The 18,886-nt window shown below is 69.2% G+C and carries 19 protein-coding genes and 1 pseudogene; 4 read left to right on the top strand and 16 right to left on the bottom strand.

The window, feature by feature from the left end:
• Positions 1-65: 65 nt before the first annotated feature.
• The 5 genes and pseudogenes from EGT67_RS03790 to EGT67_RS03770 form a co-directional block, all read right to left on the bottom strand.
• Positions 66-1,163 (bottom strand): PEP/pyruvate-binding domain-containing protein, encoded by a 1,098-nt coding sequence (locus EGT67_RS03790; protein ID WP_127914773.1) that lies wholly within the window; start codon positions 1,161-1,163, stop codon positions 66-68.
• 33 nt (positions 1,164-1,196) lie between these two features.
• Positions 1,197-2,465, bottom strand: a pseudogene (locus tag EGT67_RS03785) (cytochrome P450); the annotation flags it as partial.
• Between the two features lie 2 nt (positions 2,466-2,467).
• Positions 2,468-3,172, bottom strand: a complete 705-nt coding sequence (locus EGT67_RS03780; RefSeq protein ID WP_127914661.1) for an HD domain-containing protein — start codon at positions 3,170-3,172, stop codon at positions 2,468-2,470.
• Positions 3,173-3,248: 76 nt separating this feature from the next.
• Positions 3,249-4,046: an IclR family transcriptional regulator gene (locus tag EGT67_RS03775; RefSeq protein WP_127914660.1), complete on the bottom strand. Its 798-nt coding sequence runs from the start codon at positions 4,044-4,046 to the stop codon at positions 3,249-3,251.
• A 116-nt stretch (positions 4,047-4,162) separates the two neighbouring features.
• Entirely contained in the window at positions 4,163-4,759 is a 597-nt protein-coding gene (locus tag EGT67_RS03770; protein WP_127914659.1) for an XRE family transcriptional regulator, read from the bottom strand.
• Between the two features lie 208 nt (positions 4,760-4,967).
• Between EGT67_RS03770 and EGT67_RS03765 the strand changes: the two genes are divergently transcribed.
• The 4 genes from EGT67_RS03765 (at position 4,968) to EGT67_RS03750 (ending at position 8,629) form a co-directional block, all read left to right on the top strand.
• Positions 4,968-5,774 carry an IclR family transcriptional regulator gene (locus tag EGT67_RS03765; protein WP_241565862.1) on the top strand — a complete coding sequence of 269 codons (807 nt, stop codon included), beginning with the start codon at positions 4,968-4,970 and terminating at the stop codon, positions 5,772-5,774.
• 65 nt (positions 5,775-5,839) lie between these two features.
• Complete coding sequence (locus EGT67_RS03760; RefSeq protein ID WP_127914658.1) at positions 5,840-6,772, top strand: 3-carboxyethylcatechol 2,3-dioxygenase; 933 nt, start codon at positions 5,840-5,842, stop codon at positions 6,770-6,772.
• Between the two features lie 104 nt (positions 6,773-6,876).
• On the top strand, positions 6,877-7,695 hold the full coding sequence (locus EGT67_RS03755; RefSeq protein WP_127914657.1) for an alpha/beta fold hydrolase: 819 nt from the start codon (positions 6,877-6,879) through the stop codon (positions 7,693-7,695).
• 172 nt (positions 7,696-7,867) lie between these two features.
• A complete protein-coding gene (locus EGT67_RS03750) occupies positions 7,868-8,629 on the top strand; it encodes an SDR family NAD(P)-dependent oxidoreductase (RefSeq protein ID WP_127914656.1) in 762 nt (253 codons plus the stop codon).
• A 10-nt stretch (positions 8,630-8,639) separates the two neighbouring features.
• Here EGT67_RS03750 and EGT67_RS03745 read toward each other — a convergent pair whose 3' ends face one another.
• The 11 genes from EGT67_RS03745 to EGT67_RS03695 form a co-directional block, all read right to left on the bottom strand.
• Positions 8,640-9,644: an endonuclease/exonuclease/phosphatase family protein gene (locus EGT67_RS03745; RefSeq protein ID WP_127914655.1), complete on the bottom strand. Its 1,005-nt coding sequence runs from the start codon at positions 9,642-9,644 to the stop codon at positions 8,640-8,642.
• Between the two features lie 38 nt (positions 9,645-9,682).
• A complete protein-coding gene (locus EGT67_RS03740) occupies positions 9,683-10,513 on the bottom strand; it encodes a class I SAM-dependent methyltransferase (RefSeq protein ID WP_127914654.1) in 831 nt (276 codons plus the stop codon).
• Positions 10,514-10,668: 155 nt separating this feature from the next.
• A complete protein-coding gene (locus EGT67_RS03735; protein WP_127914653.1) occupies positions 10,669-11,067 on the bottom strand; it encodes a hypothetical protein in 399 nt (132 codons plus the stop codon).
• Positions 11,064-12,665 carry an acyl-CoA synthetase gene (locus EGT67_RS03730; protein WP_127914652.1) on the bottom strand — a complete coding sequence of 534 codons (1,602 nt, stop codon included), beginning with the start codon at positions 12,663-12,665 and terminating at the stop codon, positions 11,064-11,066. Before EGT67_RS03730 ends, EGT67_RS03735 begins: the two co-directional genes overlap by 4 nt.
• On the bottom strand, positions 12,662-13,498 hold the full coding sequence (gene hcaB, locus EGT67_RS03725; protein ID WP_127914651.1) for a 3-(cis-5,6-dihydroxycyclohexa-1,3-dien-1-yl)propanoate dehydrogenase: 837 nt from the start codon (positions 13,496-13,498) through the stop codon (positions 12,662-12,664). Before hcaB ends, EGT67_RS03730 begins: the two co-directional genes overlap by 4 nt.
• Positions 13,495-14,364, bottom strand: coding sequence for an alpha/beta fold hydrolase (locus EGT67_RS03720; RefSeq protein ID WP_127914650.1), 870 nt, complete (start codon positions 14,362-14,364; stop codon positions 13,495-13,497). Before EGT67_RS03720 ends, hcaB begins: the two co-directional genes overlap by 4 nt.
• Before the next feature lie 63 nt (positions 14,365-14,427).
• The gene (locus EGT67_RS03715) at positions 14,428-14,985 is read right to left on the bottom strand and encodes an aromatic-ring-hydroxylating dioxygenase subunit beta (RefSeq protein ID WP_127914649.1); all 558 of its coding nucleotides are present in this window, start codon (positions 14,983-14,985) and stop codon (positions 14,428-14,430) included.
• 8 nt (positions 14,986-14,993) lie between these two features.
• On the bottom strand, positions 14,994-16,232 hold the full coding sequence (locus EGT67_RS03710; protein WP_127914648.1) for an NAD(P)/FAD-dependent oxidoreductase: 1,239 nt from the start codon (positions 16,230-16,232) through the stop codon (positions 14,994-14,996).
• Positions 16,233-16,239: 7 nt separating this feature from the next.
• Positions 16,240-16,590, bottom strand: coding sequence for a bifunctional 3-phenylpropionate/cinnamic acid dioxygenase ferredoxin subunit (locus EGT67_RS03705; RefSeq protein WP_127914647.1), 351 nt, complete (start codon positions 16,588-16,590; stop codon positions 16,240-16,242).
• A complete protein-coding gene (locus EGT67_RS03700; protein ID WP_127914646.1) occupies positions 16,587-17,924 on the bottom strand; it encodes an aromatic ring-hydroxylating dioxygenase subunit alpha in 1,338 nt (445 codons plus the stop codon). Before EGT67_RS03700 ends, EGT67_RS03705 begins: the two co-directional genes overlap by 4 nt.
• Before the next feature lie 17 nt (positions 17,925-17,941).
• Complete coding sequence (locus EGT67_RS03695; RefSeq protein WP_127914645.1) at positions 17,942-18,757, bottom strand: 2-keto-4-pentenoate hydratase; 816 nt, start codon at positions 18,755-18,757, stop codon at positions 17,942-17,944.
• Between the last annotated feature and the right edge of the window lie 129 nt (positions 18,758-18,886).

Genomic DNA, 18,886 nt, shown 5'->3' with positions numbered 1-18,886 from the left:
AGTTCCTCTGGAAGGAAAGCAGTGCGGGGTGGGTGCTGGATGTGTATGCGAAGTGCGCGGTCGGATCAGGCGGAGTGTGGCTTGGTCATGGCTCGGCTGATCGAGCTCATGTCGAAGGTCCGCCGTGCAGGTGCGGTGGTCTCGGTTGCTTTGTCCTGCGCGGGTTTTGCGGACCAGACGGTTTCGGGGCGGGACTGCAGCAGCAGGAGGTTCTCGCCGTCCGGGAGATCGGCGTCGAGGGCCCACTCGATGTCCTGGGGGCATCCGTAGTGCTTCTCGGCGCGCTTGGCGATCGCGGCGACGGCCTGCAGTTCGTCGTCGCTCAGGCTGCGGCAGGTGCGGCGGTCGGCGTCGACCTCACGCTCGACGAGGCGGTGCGAGACCGGATCGGGGATCAGTTCGGCGTGCTTGTCGCCGATCGTCTCGGACACCACGGTCAGCATCACCTTGTCGAGCACGATGTTGTCCGGGGTGACCTGACCGGAGACCACCATCTCGCCGACACCGTACGACGCGTCGACGGTGATCTTCGAGCGGTCCCCGTTGGTGGGGTCCATCGTCATAGCGACGCCGGCGACCTTGGCGCTGACCATCTTCTGGACCGCGACGGCCATCGAGAGCCCGGCGTCCGGGATGTTGTTCTTCAGCCGGTACGTGATCGCGCGGCTGGTGTAGAGCGATGCCCAGCAGCGCCGGATGTGCTCGAGCACCTCGTCGATCCCGTTGAGCCACAGGTACGTGTCCTGCTGGCCGGCGAAGCTGGCGTCGGGCAGGTCCTCGGCGGTCGCGGACGAGCGTACCGCCACCGGCACGGGGTGGTCGAACCGCGACTGCAGCCGCTCGTACGCCTCGATCGTCAAGTGTCGCAGCGGTTCCGGGACGGGGCGCGAGGTGATCGCGTCCCGGATCCGCGCGGAGACCGCGTCAACGCCGGTGACGTCCTCCGGATCGAGGCCCGCGAGCAGCTCACGGATCTCGTCGGCGATGCCGGCCGACGCGATGAAGTCGTCGTAGAGCATCGTGGTGAGCGCGAAGCCGGGCGGCACCGGCATGCCGGCCGCCGTCAGCGACACCAGCGAGGCGCACTTGCCGCCCAACTGATCGTGCTGCGGCTCGTGTGGGCTGTCGAAGAACTGGATGTACCGGGCCGCCCCGGTCTCGATGGTGCCCTCCGTGTCGGCCGCGCTGTCGCCGGGCGCGTCCCACCGCACCGGCACCGCTGTCGGGGCGCGGAACGACAGGTTCTCACCGAAGGTGATCGCGTCGGGATCGACGAGTTCGAGGAACGGGGCCGTCTTCAGCACCTCCTCGACGACGATGCGGGTCTGGAGCTTGGCGAGCATGTTGCCCAGGCAGTAGTGCAGGCCGAAGCCGAAGGCGAGGTGCTCGCGCGCGTTGTCGCGGGTGATGTCGAAGCTCTCGGGATCGGCGAACTGTGACTCGTCCCGGTTGGCGGAGCCCATCACCAACAGGATCTCGGCTCCAGCCGAGATCGCGGTTTCTCCGATCATCGTGTCCTCGAGTGCCTTTCGGCGCCAGGCGACGATCGAGGGGGAGTAGCGCAGCACCTCTTCGACGGCCTTCGGAATCTTCTTGGGATCCTCCCGCAGCGCCTCCCACTGATCCCGGTGGGCCAGCAGCAGGCGCAGCGTGTTGGAGATCAGCGTCGTGGTCGTCTCGTGCCCGGCGAACAGCAGGCTGTAGCAGACCGACGCGATCTCGTGGTCGGTGATCTCCGTGCCCTCCTGCTGGGCGCGCACCAGGTCGGCGACGAGGTTGTCGCCGCCGTGCGTGTGGGCGTGGGCCACCAACCGCAGGCACTCCTGCCAGTACTCGACCAGGTTGTGCGCGTGCGGAATCTGCTGCTCGTCGCTCAGGTTTCCCCACGTCATCGCGGCGCGGGAGTCGGACCAGCGCTTGTACTGGTCGACCTGGCTCGCGTCGGCACCGATCAGCGTCAGGATCGTCACGGTCGGTACGTCGTAGGCGAGGTCGCGCAGCAGGTCGCCGCGGCGGTCCTCGTGCGCGAGCAGGGCCCGCAACTGCTTGTCGACGTTCGCGCGGATGAACGGTTCGAGTGCCTTGTAGCGGCGCGGAGTGAACGCCTTCGAGGTCGCCTTGCGGATCCGGGTGTGCTCCGGTGGCCGGCGGGCGGACAGGCCCGAGTAGGCGGTGAACCCGCCGTCGTTCATGATCTTCTTCGCCTGCGGCCCTCGTTCCCGGACCGGAGCCTGCGCGTTCTCGCTGCTGAAGACCTCCCAGTTGTCGAAGACGGCCTTGATGTCCTCGTAGCGGGTGACCACCCAGCAGCCGATCCGCTCGTCGAACATGACGGGTTCGGTCGCACGGAGGCGGGCGTAGGCCGAGAACGGGTCGTTCATGTCGAACGGTTCGTAGCCATGGTGGTCGACCGGGCAACCACCGGTGGGCACGGTGGCGGTCGTCTGCTGCGTCGGCGCGGACATGTTCACTCCTGGACTCGCGGTGTCGGGTGCTCGTAGAGCGCGGTGTCTGGGGTATTCGGTGCGGAGGGCGACAGTTCGAGAAGCTGCGGCGACGACCGGGTCGACGCGATCGCGGCGAACGCGCGGGCCATCACCCGGGCGGGTTCGGTGCACAGGTGGTCGTGGGTCCGGGACCCGACCAGGCGCAGCGCCTCGGACGGGGCGAGTCCGAACCATCGGCCGACGGTGGCCAGCCCGTGTGGTGTGAGTCGCCAGAGCTTGTCGGCGTCCTTGACGACCGCGTCGCTGGGGCTGGTGGCCTCGCGGCGGCTGTCGTGACCGTCGATGATCGCGGTGATCTCGTCGATGTCGGCATCGGGTGTGCCGACGTCGCCGAGGATCGACCGCGCGATCGCGGCGCCCTCGATCTCGTGGACCCGGACCAGTTCCGGATGCCGCGGCTGTGGCGCTATCGCTTCCAGCACCAGGTCCTCCGGGACCGTCGACCAGCCGACGTCGTGGAGCAGGATCGCCGGCAGCACGATCTCGGGCCGCGTCCCCGGAACCTGGTCGATCAGGGCCCGGGCGAGACCGAACGCATACAGCGTGTGAGAGTCGTTGTCCCGCACTCGAAGATACGGGGCGGCCCTGCGCCAGATGTGGTCGTGCGTCGGGTCCGTTCCGATGCGGTCACTGTCGCCTGGATGCCCTGTGCTGTTGGTCTCCATGTCGTCCTCCTTGTGACACGGAACACTCTGACCCCTGGCGGTGACGGGGCCAAGGGAACTCTTCCGATGAACGGAATCAGCTCAACCAGAAGCTGCGTATTGCCTGTTCGACGGGCTGCGGGAGAGCCTTGAACATCTTTTCCAGTCGGGCCCCGGTGCCCTTCAGCGGTGGCAGGAACCGGGTCATGTCCGTCGAACGGTTGCTCGGGAGGACCATGCCGAGCGCGGCGACGACTTCGTCGTTCGGTGCACGGACCGGGATCGCGACCGAGCACGATCCGAGCACCATCTCCTCCTGGGTCTTGGCGTACCCCAGTTCGCGGATGGTGTCGAGTTCGCGTGCGAGCCGCGCCGGTTCGGTGATGGTGAATCGGGAGTGGCGTTCCAGCGTGCCGGCGAGATACGTCTCCCGGAACCATGGATCCTGATATGCCAGAAGTACTTTCCCGACGGCTGTCGGATGCAGCGGGAGTCGGCTGCCGACCCGTGCGAGGCGGGGGACGCGCCGACTGCCGTAGATCCGATCGACGTAGATCACCTCGGTGCCGCGGCGCACGACGAAGTGGACTGTCTCGTGGGTGAGGTCGAACAGATCCTGGAGCGGGGGATGGACGATGTCACGGAGCCGCACGCCGGCGTTCTGGCCGATCTCCCACAGGCGGATGCCGACCTGATATCGACCGTCCGGTACGCGGAGCAGTGCGCCCCACCGCTCGAGTTCGCCGACCAGGCGGTGCACCGTGGTCAACGGCATGCCGGTCTCGGCGGCGATGTTGCTCAACGCGATCGGCCCGGGATCGTTCTCGAACACCTCGAGGATCGCGAGTACCCGCGACGTGGTGGTCCGGCCCGCTTCGCGGGGAGTACCTGCCATGTCGAACCGCCTTCCGACTCTCGAGCCCCTTCGTGGTCAGATCCTGCTCCACAGGGCCGATCGTCACCACATCGCGGCGGCGGGGTCGGCGAGATCGCCTGTGTCGGTCCCGCTGCTCAGGCGTTCTCGTCGCCGATCGGCCCGAACTGCGGGACCTGCGGCATCGTCGTGACGACGTGGACGGTCGCGTCGGCGGTGAGCGACGTGAGCACCCACGGCACGTCGCTGGGGAACTGCACGAAGTCGCCGGTGCCGAGGTCGGTGAGTTCGTTGGCCGGCCCGACCCGCACCTTGCCGCTGATGACGTACGCATGGATGAGGGTTCCGGCGGAGTCGGGCGGTCGAACCAGCGCGTCGATGTCGTCGGTCCCGGCGTTCCGGAGCCGGGTCAGGCTGGTGCGCACGTAACCGGAGCCGTAGATCTGGTCGAGGACCTTGGTGGACCCGGTTCCCGGCTTGTCGTTCCACGCGCCTTCTGCGGCGCGGACGACGAACACGCGGGTGCCCCACTCGGTGACGAGGCGTCGCAGCGGGACGTCCAGCGCCTCGGCGATCGCGTCAATGGTTTCGACTGTGGGATTGCCTACACCCTGCTCGATCTTCGAGAGGGTCTGCTTCGACAGATTCGCGCGCTTGGCCAGGTCGCCCATGCTCATCTGGCGTTCGTTGCGGAAGCGCTGAACGTTGCGCGCTATCAGGCCGTTGCTGTCCACGGGTCCTCCTCTCGACGGGCGTGCACGGTGCCGCGCGGCTCCTTCCAATGAGCTGAATGCTCCAACCGATTAAAGCGGAGCCGAACCAGGTGTCACTTTTAGTATCACTATCGTCAATCTTGACATACAAATGGCAGGTGGGCACACTCGGATGCGGCGCCGGGTCGCGCCGGAGATGTCCGATTCGCAGAGTGAAGTGGTAGGGGTCATGGGCGTGCAGGAGCTGACCGATCTGTCGCAGTCGAGCTCGGGACGGGACGGCCGCGCCGCCGTCGACAAGGCGATGAGCCTGCTCACCAGCTTCGGCCAGGAAGCGTATTCCGGGGTCGGCGTGAGCGAACTCGCCCGGCGGTCCGGGCTGAGCAAGTCGACGGCCTTCCGGATCCTCGGCATGCTCGAGCGCAACCACGCCGTCGAGCGGGTCGGCAGCGACTACCGGCTCGGTGCCGAGCTCCACAACCTCGGCGGCCGGGTATACGCGCCACAGCACTCCGTCGTCCGCGACGTCCTCACCCCGTTCCTGGCCGACCTGTACGAGGCCACCCGTCAGACGGTGCATCTCGCGGTGCTGCACGGCGCGGACATCCTCTACATCAACAAGCTCTACGGTCACCGGTCCGTCGCGTCGCCGTCCCGCGTCGGCGGGCGCGCGCCGGCGCACTGCACCGCGGTGGGCAAGGCGCTGCTCGCGTACTCCGGTCAGGACGCCGAGGCGCTCATCGGCTCGCAGCTGGCCTCCCGGACGACGCACACGATCACCGACATCGGTCAGTTGCGGGTCGAGCTGTCCCAGGTGCGCAGGACGGGTGTCGCCTTCGACCGCGAGGAGACCCGCGAGGGGCTCGTGTGCGTCGGGGGTGTCGTGACGGGCGCCGGGTCGCGGCCGATCGCGGCGTTCTCGGTCTCGGGTCAGGCCTCCCGCTACTCGCCCGCGAGTGCGGAACCCGCGCTGCGTCGGGTGTGCCTGGCCGCGTCGCGGGCGCTGTCCGCGTCGCAGGTCGCACTCGCGTCGTAGGCGCCGTCACACAACGTTCGGGAAGAACCTGTCCCGGAATCTGATTCAGGCCGAAGGAGCCGTTCATGCCAGTCGCGCTGGTTGCGCTGTCCCACTCACCGCTGATCGGGCTCAACGATCCCGCTCAGCAGGTGCTCGACGAGGTCGATCACGCCGTTGCCGGGGCGCGGAAGTTCATCGAGGAGTTCGATCCCGAGGTCGTCGTGCTGTTCGCGCCCGACCACTACAACGGCTTCTTCTACGAGAAGATGCCCCCGTTCGCGATCGCCACCGGCGCGATCGCGGTGGGCGACTTCGGTTCCGCGGAGGGCGAGATCCTCGTCGACGCGGAGTCGGCCAACCGGATCGCCGAGGGTGTGCTCGAGCGGGACATCGACCTGACGATCTCGGCCCGCATGGTGGTCGACCACGGCTTCGTGCAGCCGCTGGAGATGCTGTTCGGCGGCATCCGGTCGGTCCCGGTCGTGCCGGTGTTCATCAATGGTGTCGCGGCTCCGCTCGGCCCGGTACGCCGCATCCGCCAGTTCGGCAAGGCGCTCGGCGAGGCGGCGGCGCTGCTCGACAAGCGGGTGCTGTTCCTGGCGTCCGGCGGCCTGTCGCACGACCCGCCGGTGCCGATCCTCGCGGGCGCCCCGCCGCGCGTCGCCGAGGCCCTGATCCTCGGCAATCCGCCCACCCCCGAGCAGCGTGCCCGCGGTGAGCAGCGCGTCGTGCAGTCCGGAATCGACCTGGCGGCCGGCACGTCCACCCGCAGGCCGCTGAATCCCGAGTGGGACAACGACGTTCTCGACATCGTCGCGTCCGGTGACCTCGAGCAGTTCGACGGCTGGAGCAACGAGTTCTTCGAGGAGCACGGCGGCGGATCGTCGCACGAGGTCCGCACCTGGATCGCGGCCTACGCCGCGCTCGCGGCATCCGGCGCGTACGAACTGCAGTCGCGCTACTACCGCGCCATCCCCGAGTGGGTGGCCGGCTTCGCGGTGACCACCGCGAAGTAGCACGTACTTCCGTGCAGGGCCGGGCGTTCGTCGGGAGCGCCCGGCCCTTGTCGTTCCGGGACCCGGGTGCTACCCATGAAGGACGCCTCGGGGGAGGAGACGACATGGTGACGTCGGCGTATCGCGGGGGATCCGGTGAGCCCGTGCTGTTGTTGCACGGCTTCACGCTGTCACACCACGTGTGGCATCGCGTGGTCGACGATCTGGCGTCCGACTACGACGTCCTCGCGCTCACGATGCCCGGGCACTGGGGCGGGCCGCGACTGCGGTGGCGCGATCTGGGGATCGGCGGAATCACCGACGGCATTGAACGGGAACTCGACGAGATCGGATGGGACACCTGCCATGTCGTCGGGAACTCGCTGGGCGGCCAGGTCGCGTTCGAACTGGCGCGTCGGGGCCGTGCCCGTTCCATAGCGGGGGTCAACCCGGGAGGTGGTTGGAAGCGGTTCTCTCGCACCGAGTTCCGGACCGGCTTCGGGTTCGTGGCGCAGTACCCGCTCATGGCGCTCGCCCGGGTGCTCGGTGACCGTGCCGCGTCGAATCGGTTCTTCCAACGACCCGTCATCGCGAACTGTAGCCACGACACGTCCCGGGTCGACCCCGACGACGCCACGAACGTCATCCGGGCGGTGTCGCACTGCACCGTGTACCTGCCGATCCTGCTCGCGTTCCTGCGCGACGGGCCTCTCACCGGACTCGACCGCGTCACCGCGCCGACCTCGCTGATCCTGGGGGAGTTCGACACGTTCCTGACCCGGGACACGTGCATCCAGCGATTCTTCGACGAACTGCCCGGGAGCGTCGAGGAGATCGTGCTGTCGGGTGTCGGGCACATCCCGATGCTGGAGGGCCCGGACGTGGTGGCGCGGGCGGTGCGCACGCACCTCGAGCGAGTCGTGGATTGCAACGATGTCGCCTGACGTCGAGTGACGGTTCGGACGGACCTTGGCCTGGCGGGGCGCAGGGCCTCGGGGGTTACATGGAGAACGGATCGGCGTCGATCGACTGCGGGGCAGGTCGGCGAGCGCGGCGAGCGGATCTGCCAACTCGACAACCGCCGAATGCTCGCCATCGTCGAGGAAGGCCACTGAGATGTCGGGTCGGCTTGCGGGAAAGATCTGCGTGATCACCGGCACGGGGGGAGCCATGGGGTGCGCCACCGCCCGGGTGTTCGCCCGGGAGGGAGCACTGATCGTCGGATGCGACGTGGCCGTCGCAGAGGCGGAGGAGACCGCCGAACTGGTGCGCGCCGTCGGTGGCGAGATGGTGTCGCTGCAGCCGTGCCGGCTGAGTGATCCGGCCGAATGCGCGCGGCTGGTCGAGTTCGCGACGGACCGGTTCGGGAGGATCGATGTGCTGTTCAACCTCGCCGGTCGGGCCTACTTCGACCGCCTCGAAGACATCAGCGACGCCGACTGGGCCGGCGCGCGTCGGGACGAGGTCGACCTGGTCTTCTACCTCACTCGCGCCGCCTGGCCCTGGCTGAAGGCCAGCCACGGAGTGGTGGTGAACATGGCCTCGCTCAACGCCTCGCTCAGCTTCAAGCAGATCCCGTCCCTGTCACACACCGCGAACAAATCGGCGGTCATCGGCATGACCCGCCAACTTGCTCTGGAGGGCAGCGAGCACGGGATCCGCGTCAACTCGATCTCGCCCGGCCTGATCGAGAGCAAGGCCACCGAGGCGCAGTTGGCGGACGCCGAGTGGACCAGGGCCATGCTCGGCCGGACGCTGCTGGGTCGGTTCGGTCGGCCCGAGGAGGTCGCAAACGTCGCGCTCTTCCTCGCGTCCGATGAGAGCTCGTACGTGACCGGCGTCGACCTCGTCGTCGACGGGGGCATGCGGGTCTGGTGATGAGCGCCCCTCACTGCGACGGCGATCCGCCGCCGTTCTGAGGCGCACTCAGTTGCACGTCGGCGACGAGTCCGTGGTGATCCGAGCCGACGACGTCGATGCGTTCGAGCGACGTCGCCTGCGCGCCCTTGGTGAGGATGTGGTCGATCCCGACGACCGCGGGGTAGCTCTTGTCGGTCGGGTACGTCGGCAGGATGCCGGCGCCCAGTTGGTCCGCGGCGTCGACGTAGCCGCCGTGGCGGAGATCCCGGAACTTGCGGTGCGCGTAGGTGGCATTGAAGTCCCCGCTGACGATCACGTTCTCGTGCACCGCGGCCTCGTCCATCGCGTCCCGCAGTCGATCGAAATCCTCGATCCAGTCGGTGGCCGGCGCGATGTACGCGGGCACGGGGTGCACGTCGAACACCACCACCGGTTCGGTCAGTCCGGCATCGACCTCGGCAACCAGATTCGTCAGCGCCATCCCGTCCACCTTGCGGCCGTTCGACAGCGGCAACCGGCTGTAGATCCCGGCGCCGCCGCCACCGGTCACGTGCGGCGCCAGGAAGGTGTGCGGCAGGACCTCCTCGAGCCCTGCCGCCCGCAACGCCTCCACCGACGGCTCGGTCAGCTCCTGGATCGTGAGCACGTCGACATCCCGCTCGCGGACCGACCGCACCAGCTCCGCCGGGTCCGCCGATCCCACCATGATGTTGGACTGCATCACCCGGATCGCCGGGCCCGTCGGTGGGGCGTGCTCGCCCGCGGCGCCGCCCACCCACAGCGGCCCCAACGCCCACGCACCCAGCGCCAGGACGACCGCCGAGACCCCGAGCAGCACCCACTGTCGAGCCGCGGCGGCGGCGATCGCGCCGACCACTGTCCCGACCAGCAGCAGCGGAGCGAACGAGGCCGCCACGATGACCACGTTGCTGGTGGCCCCGGAGCCGAACGCGACCAACGCGGCGAGCCCCGCCGCGATCCCGGCACCGGCGACGACCGCCGCCGCCCGCCGAAGTGTGACCGCACGCCTCATCGGATCCCCCACGTGTCGTCGAACCGGACGCCGCGAGCCTATCCGTCTCGTCCGGTGCGCGGCGGCGGCGACAGCCTGGCGTGGGTGAAGCGGACCAACTCCATGGGCCGCAGTGCGACCGACCGTGCCCAGAATCCCGCAGGGGCGGAGTCGGATTCACGCACGGACGCGACCGTCGACCATCCGGTCGCGTCCAGTCGACCCTCCAGTTCGGAGAGCGGAGGCGTGTACCGCCACGGTTCGCCCTGCGCGCCGACCGCGGCGGACACGGCCCGGGCGTAGTCGGCGCCGGCGTCGTCGCGGTCGGCCGGGGGAACGATGTGGTCGAACACCAACTCGGACCCCGGTGCGAGTGCACCCAGGGATTCGAAGGTGCGCCGCACCCCGTCGGCGTCGAGATACATCGACACCCCGAGCCAGGACACGAAGACGGGCTCGTCGGCTCGAAGGCCCGCGCGCACGAGTGCGGGAACCGGGTCGGCGACGGCGAGGTCGACCGGCACCGGCACACCGCGGTCCGGGACACCGGCCCCGTCGAGCAGCGACCCGCGCCACGCGAGCACCCCGGGGAGGTCGACGTGCCACACGGCGCACGATCCCGGTGCGCGCGATGCGGCGGTGTCGAGGCCCGCGCCCAGGACGACGAACTGGCGGAGGCCCGAGGAGCGCAGCAGTTGCTCGGCGTAGGCGCTGCGGGCGGCGGCCGACACGCGGGCCGCGGCGAGGATCGGTTCGGTGGGGTGGGCAAGGTGGAAGTCGAGCGGCGACGGGCTGCCGGCGGCCGCGCAGATGCGTCGCGCGGTCTCGTCGACGATCAGATGCGGCGGCGGGTCCACGATCGCGTGGGCGGCGCGGGCGGCGGCGGACATGAGGGCCGATGGGCTCGGCGTGGCAGATGCATTCACCTCAACCAAGTACCAGAACTCGAGTCGAGTGCGGGGGAGGCGCGCCGCAGCGATCCCCGAAAATGACTGAAGGGCGGTCGGATTCGGGTGAATCCGACCGCCCTTCGGGGCCGGCTCGGTCAGAGGGGCAGGTCGTCGACGGCGGTCGGCGCGTCCGCGACCCAGCCCGGTTCCAGGACCAGGAGGGACAGTTCGGTGATCGCACCGCGTTCCCCGGGCACGTCGACGTCGACGACGTAGCGGAATCCGGCGTCCTCGGCGAAGCCGATCGCGTCGAGGTCGCCGACCGGTACCGGCAGCACGATCCGTCGGCACGCCGGGTTCTCGCGCAGGATCCGCGCCCCGAGTCCGCGCAGCACCTGGGCGTCGCGCAGTCCGTCGATGTCGAGTTCGAGGTCGGCGATACCCGCGGGGTAGGCGTTCCCGAGGGGCCCGCGCACGGCGAACCGTGCGCGGACCGCGTGCGGAGCGCCACCGTCGTCGACGGTGTACGTCAGCGGCCAGCCCGGCGTGCTCATCGGCTCAGGGAACCGTGGCCGTCGGCCGCGAGCTTGCGGAGCGAGACCTTGTCGAGCTTTCCGGAACCGTTGCGCGGCAAAGAATCCAGAACGAGGATCTCCTTGGGCAGCTTGTACCGGGCGAGGCGTTCGCCGGTGAACTCGCGGATCTCCTCGAGCGTCGGATCGGTCTCGGTGGAGACGACCAGGACCGCGACGACGATCTCGCCCCACTTGGGATCCGGTGCGCCGACGACGGCCGCGTCCGTGACGCCCGGGTACTCGACGAGCACCCGCTCGACCTCGGCCGGGTAGACGTTCTCGCCGCCGGTGATGATCATGTCCTTGATCCGGTCGACGATGTAGAGGAAGCCCTCCTCGTCGAGGCAGCCCAGATCGCCCGAGTGGAACCAGTTCTCGGCGTCGAACGCGGCCTCCGTGGCCTGCTGGTTGGCCCAGTAGCCCGGCGTGACGTTCGGGCCGCGCACACAGATCTCACCGGCCGCGTTGGGTTCGGTGAGCGTCGTGCCCGTCGCCGGATCGACGATCTTGATCTCGGTGAACGGCATCGGCAGGCCCGCCGACGACGCCCGCTCGAGCGTGCGCTCGGGCGGCAGCGAGGTCGCGAACGGCGCGGTCTCGGTCAGACCCCAGGCCTGCTGCAGCGCGACACCGTGATGGCCGTAGTCCTTGACCAGGCTCGGCGGCACGGGAGCGCCGGCGACGATCGCCGAGCGCAACTGCGACAGGTCCGCGTCGGCGAAATGGGGCAGCTGGGCGATCGCGGAGAACATCGCCGGCACCGCGAAGATCGTGTTGACCTTGTACTCGACCATGTCGGCGAGCGTGCGCGCCGGATCGAACGTGCGGCGCACCAGCGTGGCACCGCCACGGGCGAGGCTGCGCAGGGTGAACGAGTTGAGGCAGCCGATGTGGAACAGAGGCGCCACCGCGAGGTTGACGTCGCTGCGGCTGGTCTCGACCACCGAGTCCACGTTGAACGAGTTCCACCAGATGTTGCCGTGCGTGAGCATCACGCCCTTGGGGCGTCCGGTGGTGCCCGACGTGTACATCAGCGCGGCCAGGTCGTCTGCATACCGCGGCAGCGGCGACAGGGTGAGTTCCTGGGCCGCGCCGCGGGCGAGGGCGGCCGTCAGTCGCTCCCAGCGCTCGGACGGCTCCCCGGTCAGCGGCACCGCGTCGTCGTTGTCGACCGCGAGCATCCGCGACGGCAGGACGGACGGATCGATCTCGTCGACCACCGGCATGTGGCCGGGCTCGACGACCAGAACGCGCGGTCCGAAATCGCCCAGCTGGTAGGCGATCTCGGCGGCGGCCAGGCGGAAGTTGATCGGCACGAACACGGCACCCACCCACGCCGAGGCGAGGTAGGTCACGAGGAACGTCGGGCTGTTCAGACCGAGGTAGGCCACCCGGTCGCCCTTGCGGATGCCCGACGCGTGGAGGGCGAGCGCCGCCGCGTGCACCCGCGTCGTCAGGTCGCGGTAGTCGATCGTGTGGTCTTCGTAGATCAGCGCCGTGCGGTCACCGTGCAGCCGGCCCAGGTTCTGGAGCGCACGGGCCGGGCTGATGTCGACAGGGGTCTTCTCGGTGCTCACAGATCGTCTCCGCCCGCTGCAGTGCGGAACCCGCGGGCGGCGATGCCGCCGTCGACGGGGATGATCGCACCGGTGATGTTGGAGCTGTTGGCCGACGAGGCCAGCAGCACGTACGGCGCCGTGAAGTCGGCAGGGTCGACGCTGGCGTCGTGCAGCGGCAGCAACGGGTTGGCGCCCGTCGTGGCGCTGCGCGCGAACGACGCCTCGATCGAGCGGTCGGCCAGACCGATCGATTCGGGTCCGCGCAGGTCGGTGCGCATGCCGCCGGCGGCGACGCCGTTGACGCGCACCTTCGGGGCCAGCTCGTAGGCAAGTTCGAGCACCAGTCCGCGGCAGGCGTGCTTGCTCGCGGTGTACAGCGGACCGCCTCCGTTCGGGTAGAAGGCCGAGTTCGACAGCGTCATCACGACGCTGCCCCGGGTCTTGACCAGCTCGCGCCACGCGGCCTCGACGGCCAGCAGGTAGCCCTTGACGTTGATCGCGAACAGTTCGTCGAACGCCGCGGACAGTTCCTCGCCGTCCAGGCGGGTGATGCTGCGCTGGTAGTCCCAGATGCCGGCATTGGGCACCAGGGTGTCGAGTTTACCGAAGCGCCCGACCGCCTCGGCGACCGCACGATGCTGGTCGGCGGTGGACCGGACGTCGGCCTCGACGGTGTGGACGCGGTCGGCGCGATCGCCGGCCGCCTCCAGCAGCTCGCTCAGCTTGGCGGGATCGCGGTCCGCGACGACGACCGATGCGCCCTCGTCGAGGAACCGCTCGGCGACGGCCCGGCCCAGCCCGGAGCCGCCGCCGGTGATGAGGGCGACATTGCCCTCGAGCCACCCGGTCACTGATCCTCCAGGAAATCCACCACGAGCCGCTCGAACTCCTTCTGCCGCTCGACCTGGACCCAGTGGCCGCACCGGCTGAACGCGTGCAGCTGCACGTCCGGGATCTGCTTGAGCATCAGCTGCGAGCCCTCGAACGTGATGGTGCGGTCGTCGGTGCCCCACAGCAGCAGCGTCGGCGCCTTGATCTTGTGGGCGTCGCGCCACAGCGGATCCATACCGTGACGACGGGCGAACGCGGCGTTGTAGCGGTGGTAGAACTCGATGTGGCTCTCGTCCAGCGACGCCTCGTAGCGGGCCTGGATGTTGGCGTCGTCGAACTGCTTGGGATCGGCGACCATGGTGCGGACGAAGTCCTTCATCTTCTTCACGGTCGGGCCGCCGCCGTTGTAGTAGCGGAACATCGCCTTCTGGCCCTCGGTCGGCGTCGGGCCGAACGGCAGCCAGCCGCCGCCCGGAGCCATCAGCACCAGGCGGGTGACGCGGTGCGGGATCGCCAGGGCGAGCGCGATCGCGGCGGCACCACCGAGGCTGTTGCCCATCAGGTGGAACTCCTCGATGCCCATTGCGTCGAGGGTCTGGATGAGCGCGTCCACGGTGATCTGCGTGATGCTGCGCTCCTGGAGGTCCTCCTCCGAGGGGCGGTAGCTGCCGCCGAAGCCCGGCTGGTCCGGCAGCACGACGCGGAAGTGCGGCGTCAGCGCCGGCAGGTTCTGGCTGTAGTTGGCGATCGCCGACGCGCCCGGGCCGCCGCCGTGCAGCATCACCAGGACCGGGCCGCTGCCGGCCTCGCTCACCTTGATGGTGCCGAGCGAGGTCTCGACCTCGCGGGTGGTCACGGCCGTCTCCGCCGCTGCATTCGTTGTCACTGTGTCACGCGCTCCTTGTGTCTGGGGGAGGATCGTCGCTTGTCGTCCGAGGGGGAACGAGAATCAGAAGAAGGTGCTGATGTTCTTGGCCAGCAGCACGTTCTGGTCGAGCAGGATCGTGCGGCGGGCGACCACCAGGCCGTTCTCGGTCTCGCGGAGGATGTCCTCGCGGCCGCCGGAGTAGATGTCGACCTCGCGCTCGAGCCGGTTGCGGTAGACGATGAAGTTCGAACGCGCGTACCACTGCCCGATCTCGCGCTCGTCCTCGCCGGTGTGTCGGACGATGACGTTGCTCACCAGGTGCCGGGTGCGCGACGGCGGATCCTCCGCCCACGCCATGCCCGAGTCGAAGCGGCGGATGCGCCACGCCAGGCTCGCCCGGGTCTCGTCGAAGAAGGCGGCCTCGCCGCGCGCGGCGACCGCGAGCGACTGCTGGCGGCGCAGACGGTTGCTGCGGGTCGGGGCCCAGTAGTGCAGGTCCTCCGCGAGCAGGTCGAGCCAGTCGGTGAAGCGGCCGTCGTCGAGCAGTTCGGCCTCGTGGAAGTAGAACTGCTGAACCCGGAAGTGGGTGTCGGCGTCAGCGGCCTGCCGCTGGGCGGCCGCGGTGGTGTCGGTTGCCATGAGTCGAGTCATCCTTTGGCGAGCTTGCGCAGATTGACGGACGGATCGGCCAGAGCGGTCGGATCCACCGGAAGTGCGCGGTCGATGATGATGCGCGCGGCCCGCACTGCGGGACCGCCGTCGATGAACGCGGCTCCGACCAGGGTGTTGCCCCGGACTCGGAACACCATCTGCGGGCGGGCGGCGTCGTCGGGGTGCGGCCGGATCACGGTCTCGCCCTCGGCGGTCATCGATCCGACGCCCTGCACGTGGATGCCGTGTCGGTCGGACCAGAACCAACCCGCGCACTCGGGCTCGGGTTCCTGCCCCAGGACGCGGGCGGCAACCGCACGTCCGTTCAGTTGTGCTGCTTCCCAATGCTCTTCGCGCCGGTGCAGCGTGCCGTCGGACTCGCGGCGGCGAGCGACGTCGCCGGCGGCGAACACCGCCGGGTGGCTCGTGCGGAAGTTCTCGTCGACGAGCACACCGCCGTCGACGTCGAGGCCCGCGGACTCGGCGAGTTCGGTCGAGGGGATCGACCCGATTCCCACGAGCACCGCGTCGGCGGCAAGTTCCTCACCGGTGGTGAGCACGACGGTCACCGAGTCGCCGGTTTCCCGGATCTCGGTGACACCCGCGGTGTGCACCGCGATGCCGTGCTCGGCGTGCTGGTCGTGCAGGTAGCGCGCCATCTCCGGGCCGACCGCGGGAACGATCGGCGGATCGGTCGGGTCGACCAGCGTGACCTGGGCGCCGAGCTGCAATGCCGCCGAAGCAGTTTCGGCGCCGATCAGGCCGGCGCCGATCACGACGAGGCGTGCACCGGGGACGAGCCGGGCCTTGAGGGCGCGGGCGTCGTCGATCGTGCGGAGCAGGTGCACCTGCGGCAGGTCGCCGCCGGGCACCGGCAGGGGTCGGGCGCCGGCTCCGGTGGTCAGGATCGTCACGTCCGCGTCCAGCCGGGTGCCGTCCGCGAGTTCGACCACGCCCTCGTCCGGCTTCAGTGCCGTCACCGGGGCTCCGGTGCACAGCGTGATCCGCTGCGTGACATACCAATCCGGCTTGGCCAGGGCGAGATCCGACTCGTCGGCGGTGCCGAACATGAACGCCTTGGACAGCGGCGGACGGTCGTACGGCGCGGGCCCGCCGTCGACCAGCGTGATCTCACCGTCGAAGCCGCGGTTACGCAGTTCGCCGGCGGCGCTGACGCCGGCCAGCCCGCCACCGACGACGACGATGCGCTCAGGGGTGCGCTCGAGTGTGCTCATGGACGCGTCACTCCGCGGCGGCGGCCTGGCCGGGGTACAGCCAGATCTCGTCGCCGTCGACCTCGACCTTGTGGGCCGCGACGTCCTCGGTGGCGGGCATGGAGAGCACGGAACCGGTGCGCAGGCAGAACTTGCCCGAGTGCAGCGGGCACTCCACCTGGCCGCCCTCGATCCAGCCGTCCGCGAGGGACGCCTCGCCGTGGCTGCAGCGGTCGTTGAGTGCGAAGTACTCGCCCTCGTCGTGGAAGACCGCGATGGGCTCGCCCGTGCCCGTCTGCTCGGCGTCGACGACCAGCGCCTCGCCGTCCTCGATGTCGCCGACCGCGCCGACCTTGATCTTGGTGATGGTCTCGCTCACTTCGCGCCCTTTTCGTGCCATGCCGGTGTGTTCATCAGTTCAGCCCAGCGCCGGTAGAAACCGCGTCCGGCAGCGTCGCTGTACAGCTCGCTGGTCTTGCCGGGGTAGACGCCGTCCTCGCGCTCGGAGCCCAGGCCCATCTGGTAGTTCAGCGGCACACCGTTGGTGATGAAACCGCCTGCGATGGACTGGCACTCGCTCCAGTTCTCTCCGTCGTCCTGCTCGAAGATGCCGCTGGGACCGAAGGTGCGCAGGTTGTAGAGACGCTGCGCCTCACGCACGTCCTCGGGCATCGACTTGTCGACGATGGTCCACGCCCAGACCTCCATCTTGTCCGGTCCCTTGGGGTGCCAGACGCGGATGCTGCCGTTGACGGGCAGGTACGAGAAGTTGGGGAAGACAGTCGCGTGACCGGTGGTCAGCGGGCCCTCGACGCGCTCGTCGCCGAGGCGCTCGCGCAGCGCGTCGTAGTCGTAGTACTCGTGCACCGGCTGCGCATCGAAGCGGCTGCGCGGGTGCGTGGGGAACCCGGCGCCGTGCCCCAGCGGGTCGCTGAACTGGCGGCCGGGGGTGTTGGCGATTTCCGTCTTCGGTCCGCGGCCGGTGGGGGAGAGCACCATCAGCGCCGACGCGTGCGACATGTTGACGTGGTACCAGTCGGTGGCGAACTGCTCGGCCGCCAGCTTCCAGTTGCCGTCGAGCACCCACTTGTGGATGCCGCCGACGGCGACCGTGCCCTCGGGGTCGCGGTCGAGCATCGCGTCCATGTAGTAGGTCATCCCGCCGAGCGCTTCCTTCAGCGGGGGCGCAGCGGGGTTCCACGTCGCGAAGATCAGCCCGTGGTAGGTGTCGAGCTGGGCGACCTCGACCAGGCCCCAGTCCTTCTTGTCGAAGGACTCCGGGTAGCCGGCCTCGTTCGGGACGCTCACCAGCTGACCGGCGGTGTCGAAACTCCAGCCGTGGTAGGTGCACGTGAAGTTCTTGGTGGCGCCGAAGTCGGCGCGGCACACCCGTGCTCCGCGGTGGCGGCACGAGTTGAGGAACGCCCGAATCTTGCGGTCCTTGCCCATCGAGACGATGACCGGGTCCTCACCCATGTAGGTGGTGAGGAACTCGCCGGGCTTGGAGATCTGCGACGTGTGCCCCAGGAACAGCCAGCTCGGCGCGAAGATGCGACGCAACTCCTGCTGGTAGATCGACTGGTCGGTGAAGACCGCGCGATCGACGTAGCCGTTGTCGCTGTCCACCATCGTCGACACGTCGACGAACCTGGTGAGGGCGGACGGCCTCTTGATCGAGCCCGTGGTCGGGCTGCCTCCGTCGGAGGTACACATGTGTCGTCTCCCTTGATCTAGACGATGCGGACGGTGACGTCGGGCAGGCCCGGCGAACTGACACCGAATGTGGAGCCGGCGGCCAGCGGAACCGCGGCGTGCACCGCGCCGGCCAGGACGAGGTCCCCGGCGCGCAGATGATCGCCGTACTCGGCGAGCGAATTGGCCAACCAGACAATGGCATTGAGCGGATGATCGAGTACCGCCGAGCCGGGGCCCGCGGCGACGTCGTCGCCGTCGCGGGTGAGCGTGAGGATCATCTCCGGAAGGGCGTCGAGGAGTTCCCGGGTGGCGGGCACGCTCGGTCCCGCCACCAGCCGCGCGCTGGACGCGTTGTCCGCGACGGTGTCGATCAGGCCGATCTTCCAGTCGGCGATCCGGCTGTCGATGAGTTCGAGGCTCAGCATCACCTCGCCGATCGCGTCCCGGACCTGCTCGAACGTGAACGGGGCGTCGCCGGGAACCAGGTCGCGGCTGAGCCGGAACGTGAACTCCGCCTCGGCGCGCGGCGCGACCAGGTCGTCCGCGGCCTGCTCGCCCTCGTGGGCGATCACCATCGTGTCGAGGATCGCACCGAAGTCCGGCTGGTCGACACCGAGCTGCTGCTGCATCGCGAGCGAGGTGAGTCCGATCTTGCGACCCACGATCCGCTCGCCGGCCTCGATCCGCTGCGCGATGTTGCGGCGCTGGATCTCGTAGGCGTCGGCAACCGTCAGGTCGGGATACGACGAGGTGGGTTGCGCGACCGGCTGCCGAGTGCGCTCCGCCTCGGCCAGCTGCGCGGCGAGGGAAGGTACCGCCGTGTGCAGCGCGCCCGTGGTGTCAGTTGGCATGCGTACAGGAGAACGCCACCTCGAGTTCCGGGGCCAGCGGTCGTGCCGAGGTACGGAACGCGCCCTCGCGCGCGATGGGGCGCCGCGCCGAACATGGCTATCCGAACACGTATTTCACGGCCGCTGCAC

It is taken from the genome of Prescottella agglutinans, from assembly GCF_004011865.1.
In the GTDB taxonomy this organism is placed as follows: domain Bacteria; phylum Actinomycetota; class Actinomycetes; order Mycobacteriales; family Mycobacteriaceae; genus Prescottella; species Prescottella agglutinans.
Note: the sequence above shows the minus strand (reverse complement) of the source record. Positions and strands in the feature narration are given on the sequence as shown.

Excerpts from the sequence above, each read along its gene's own strand:
- EGT67_RS03735 (WP_127914653.1), bottom strand. The coding sequence starts at position 11,067 with ATGAGCACGCCGGGCTGGCCGCTGACGTACACCGTCGACGACGGTGGC.
- EGT67_RS03775 (WP_127914660.1), bottom strand. The coding sequence starts at position 4,046 with ATGGCAGGTACTCCCCGCGAAGCGGGCCGGACCACCACGTCGCGGGTA.
- EGT67_RS03745 (WP_127914655.1), bottom strand. The coding sequence starts at position 9,644 with ATGAGGCGTGCGGTCACACTTCGGCGGGCGGCGGCGGTCGTCGCCGGT.
- EGT67_RS03765 (WP_241565862.1), top strand. The coding sequence starts at position 4,968 with ATGGGCGTGCAGGAGCTGACCGATCTGTCGCAGTCGAGCTCGGGACGG.
- EGT67_RS03700 (WP_127914646.1), bottom strand. The coding sequence starts at position 17,924 with ATGTGTACCTCCGACGGAGGCAGCCCGACCACGGGCTCGATCAAGAGG.
- EGT67_RS03760 (WP_127914658.1), top strand. The coding sequence starts at position 5,840 with ATGCCAGTCGCGCTGGTTGCGCTGTCCCACTCACCGCTGATCGGGCTC.
- EGT67_RS03780 (WP_127914661.1), bottom strand. The coding sequence starts at position 3,172 with ATGGAGACCAACAGCACAGGGCATCCAGGCGACAGTGACCGCATCGGA.
- EGT67_RS03695 (WP_127914645.1), bottom strand. The coding sequence starts at position 18,757 with ATGCCAACTGACACCACGGGCGCGCTGCACACGGCGGTACCTTCCCTC.
- EGT67_RS03715 (WP_127914649.1), bottom strand. The coding sequence starts at position 14,985 with ATGGCAACCGACACCACCGCGGCCGCCCAGCGGCAGGCCGCTGACGCC.
- EGT67_RS03710 (WP_127914648.1), bottom strand. The coding sequence starts at position 16,232 with ATGAGCACACTCGAGCGCACCCCTGAGCGCATCGTCGTCGTCGGTGGC.
- EGT67_RS03755 (WP_127914657.1), top strand. The coding sequence starts at position 6,877 with ATGGTGACGTCGGCGTATCGCGGGGGATCCGGTGAGCCCGTGCTGTTG.
- EGT67_RS03740 (WP_127914654.1), bottom strand. The coding sequence starts at position 10,513 with ATGTCCGCCGCCGCCCGCGCCGCCCACGCGATCGTGGACCCGCCGCCG.
- EGT67_RS03750 (WP_127914656.1), top strand. The coding sequence starts at position 7,868 with ATGTCGGGTCGGCTTGCGGGAAAGATCTGCGTGATCACCGGCACGGGG.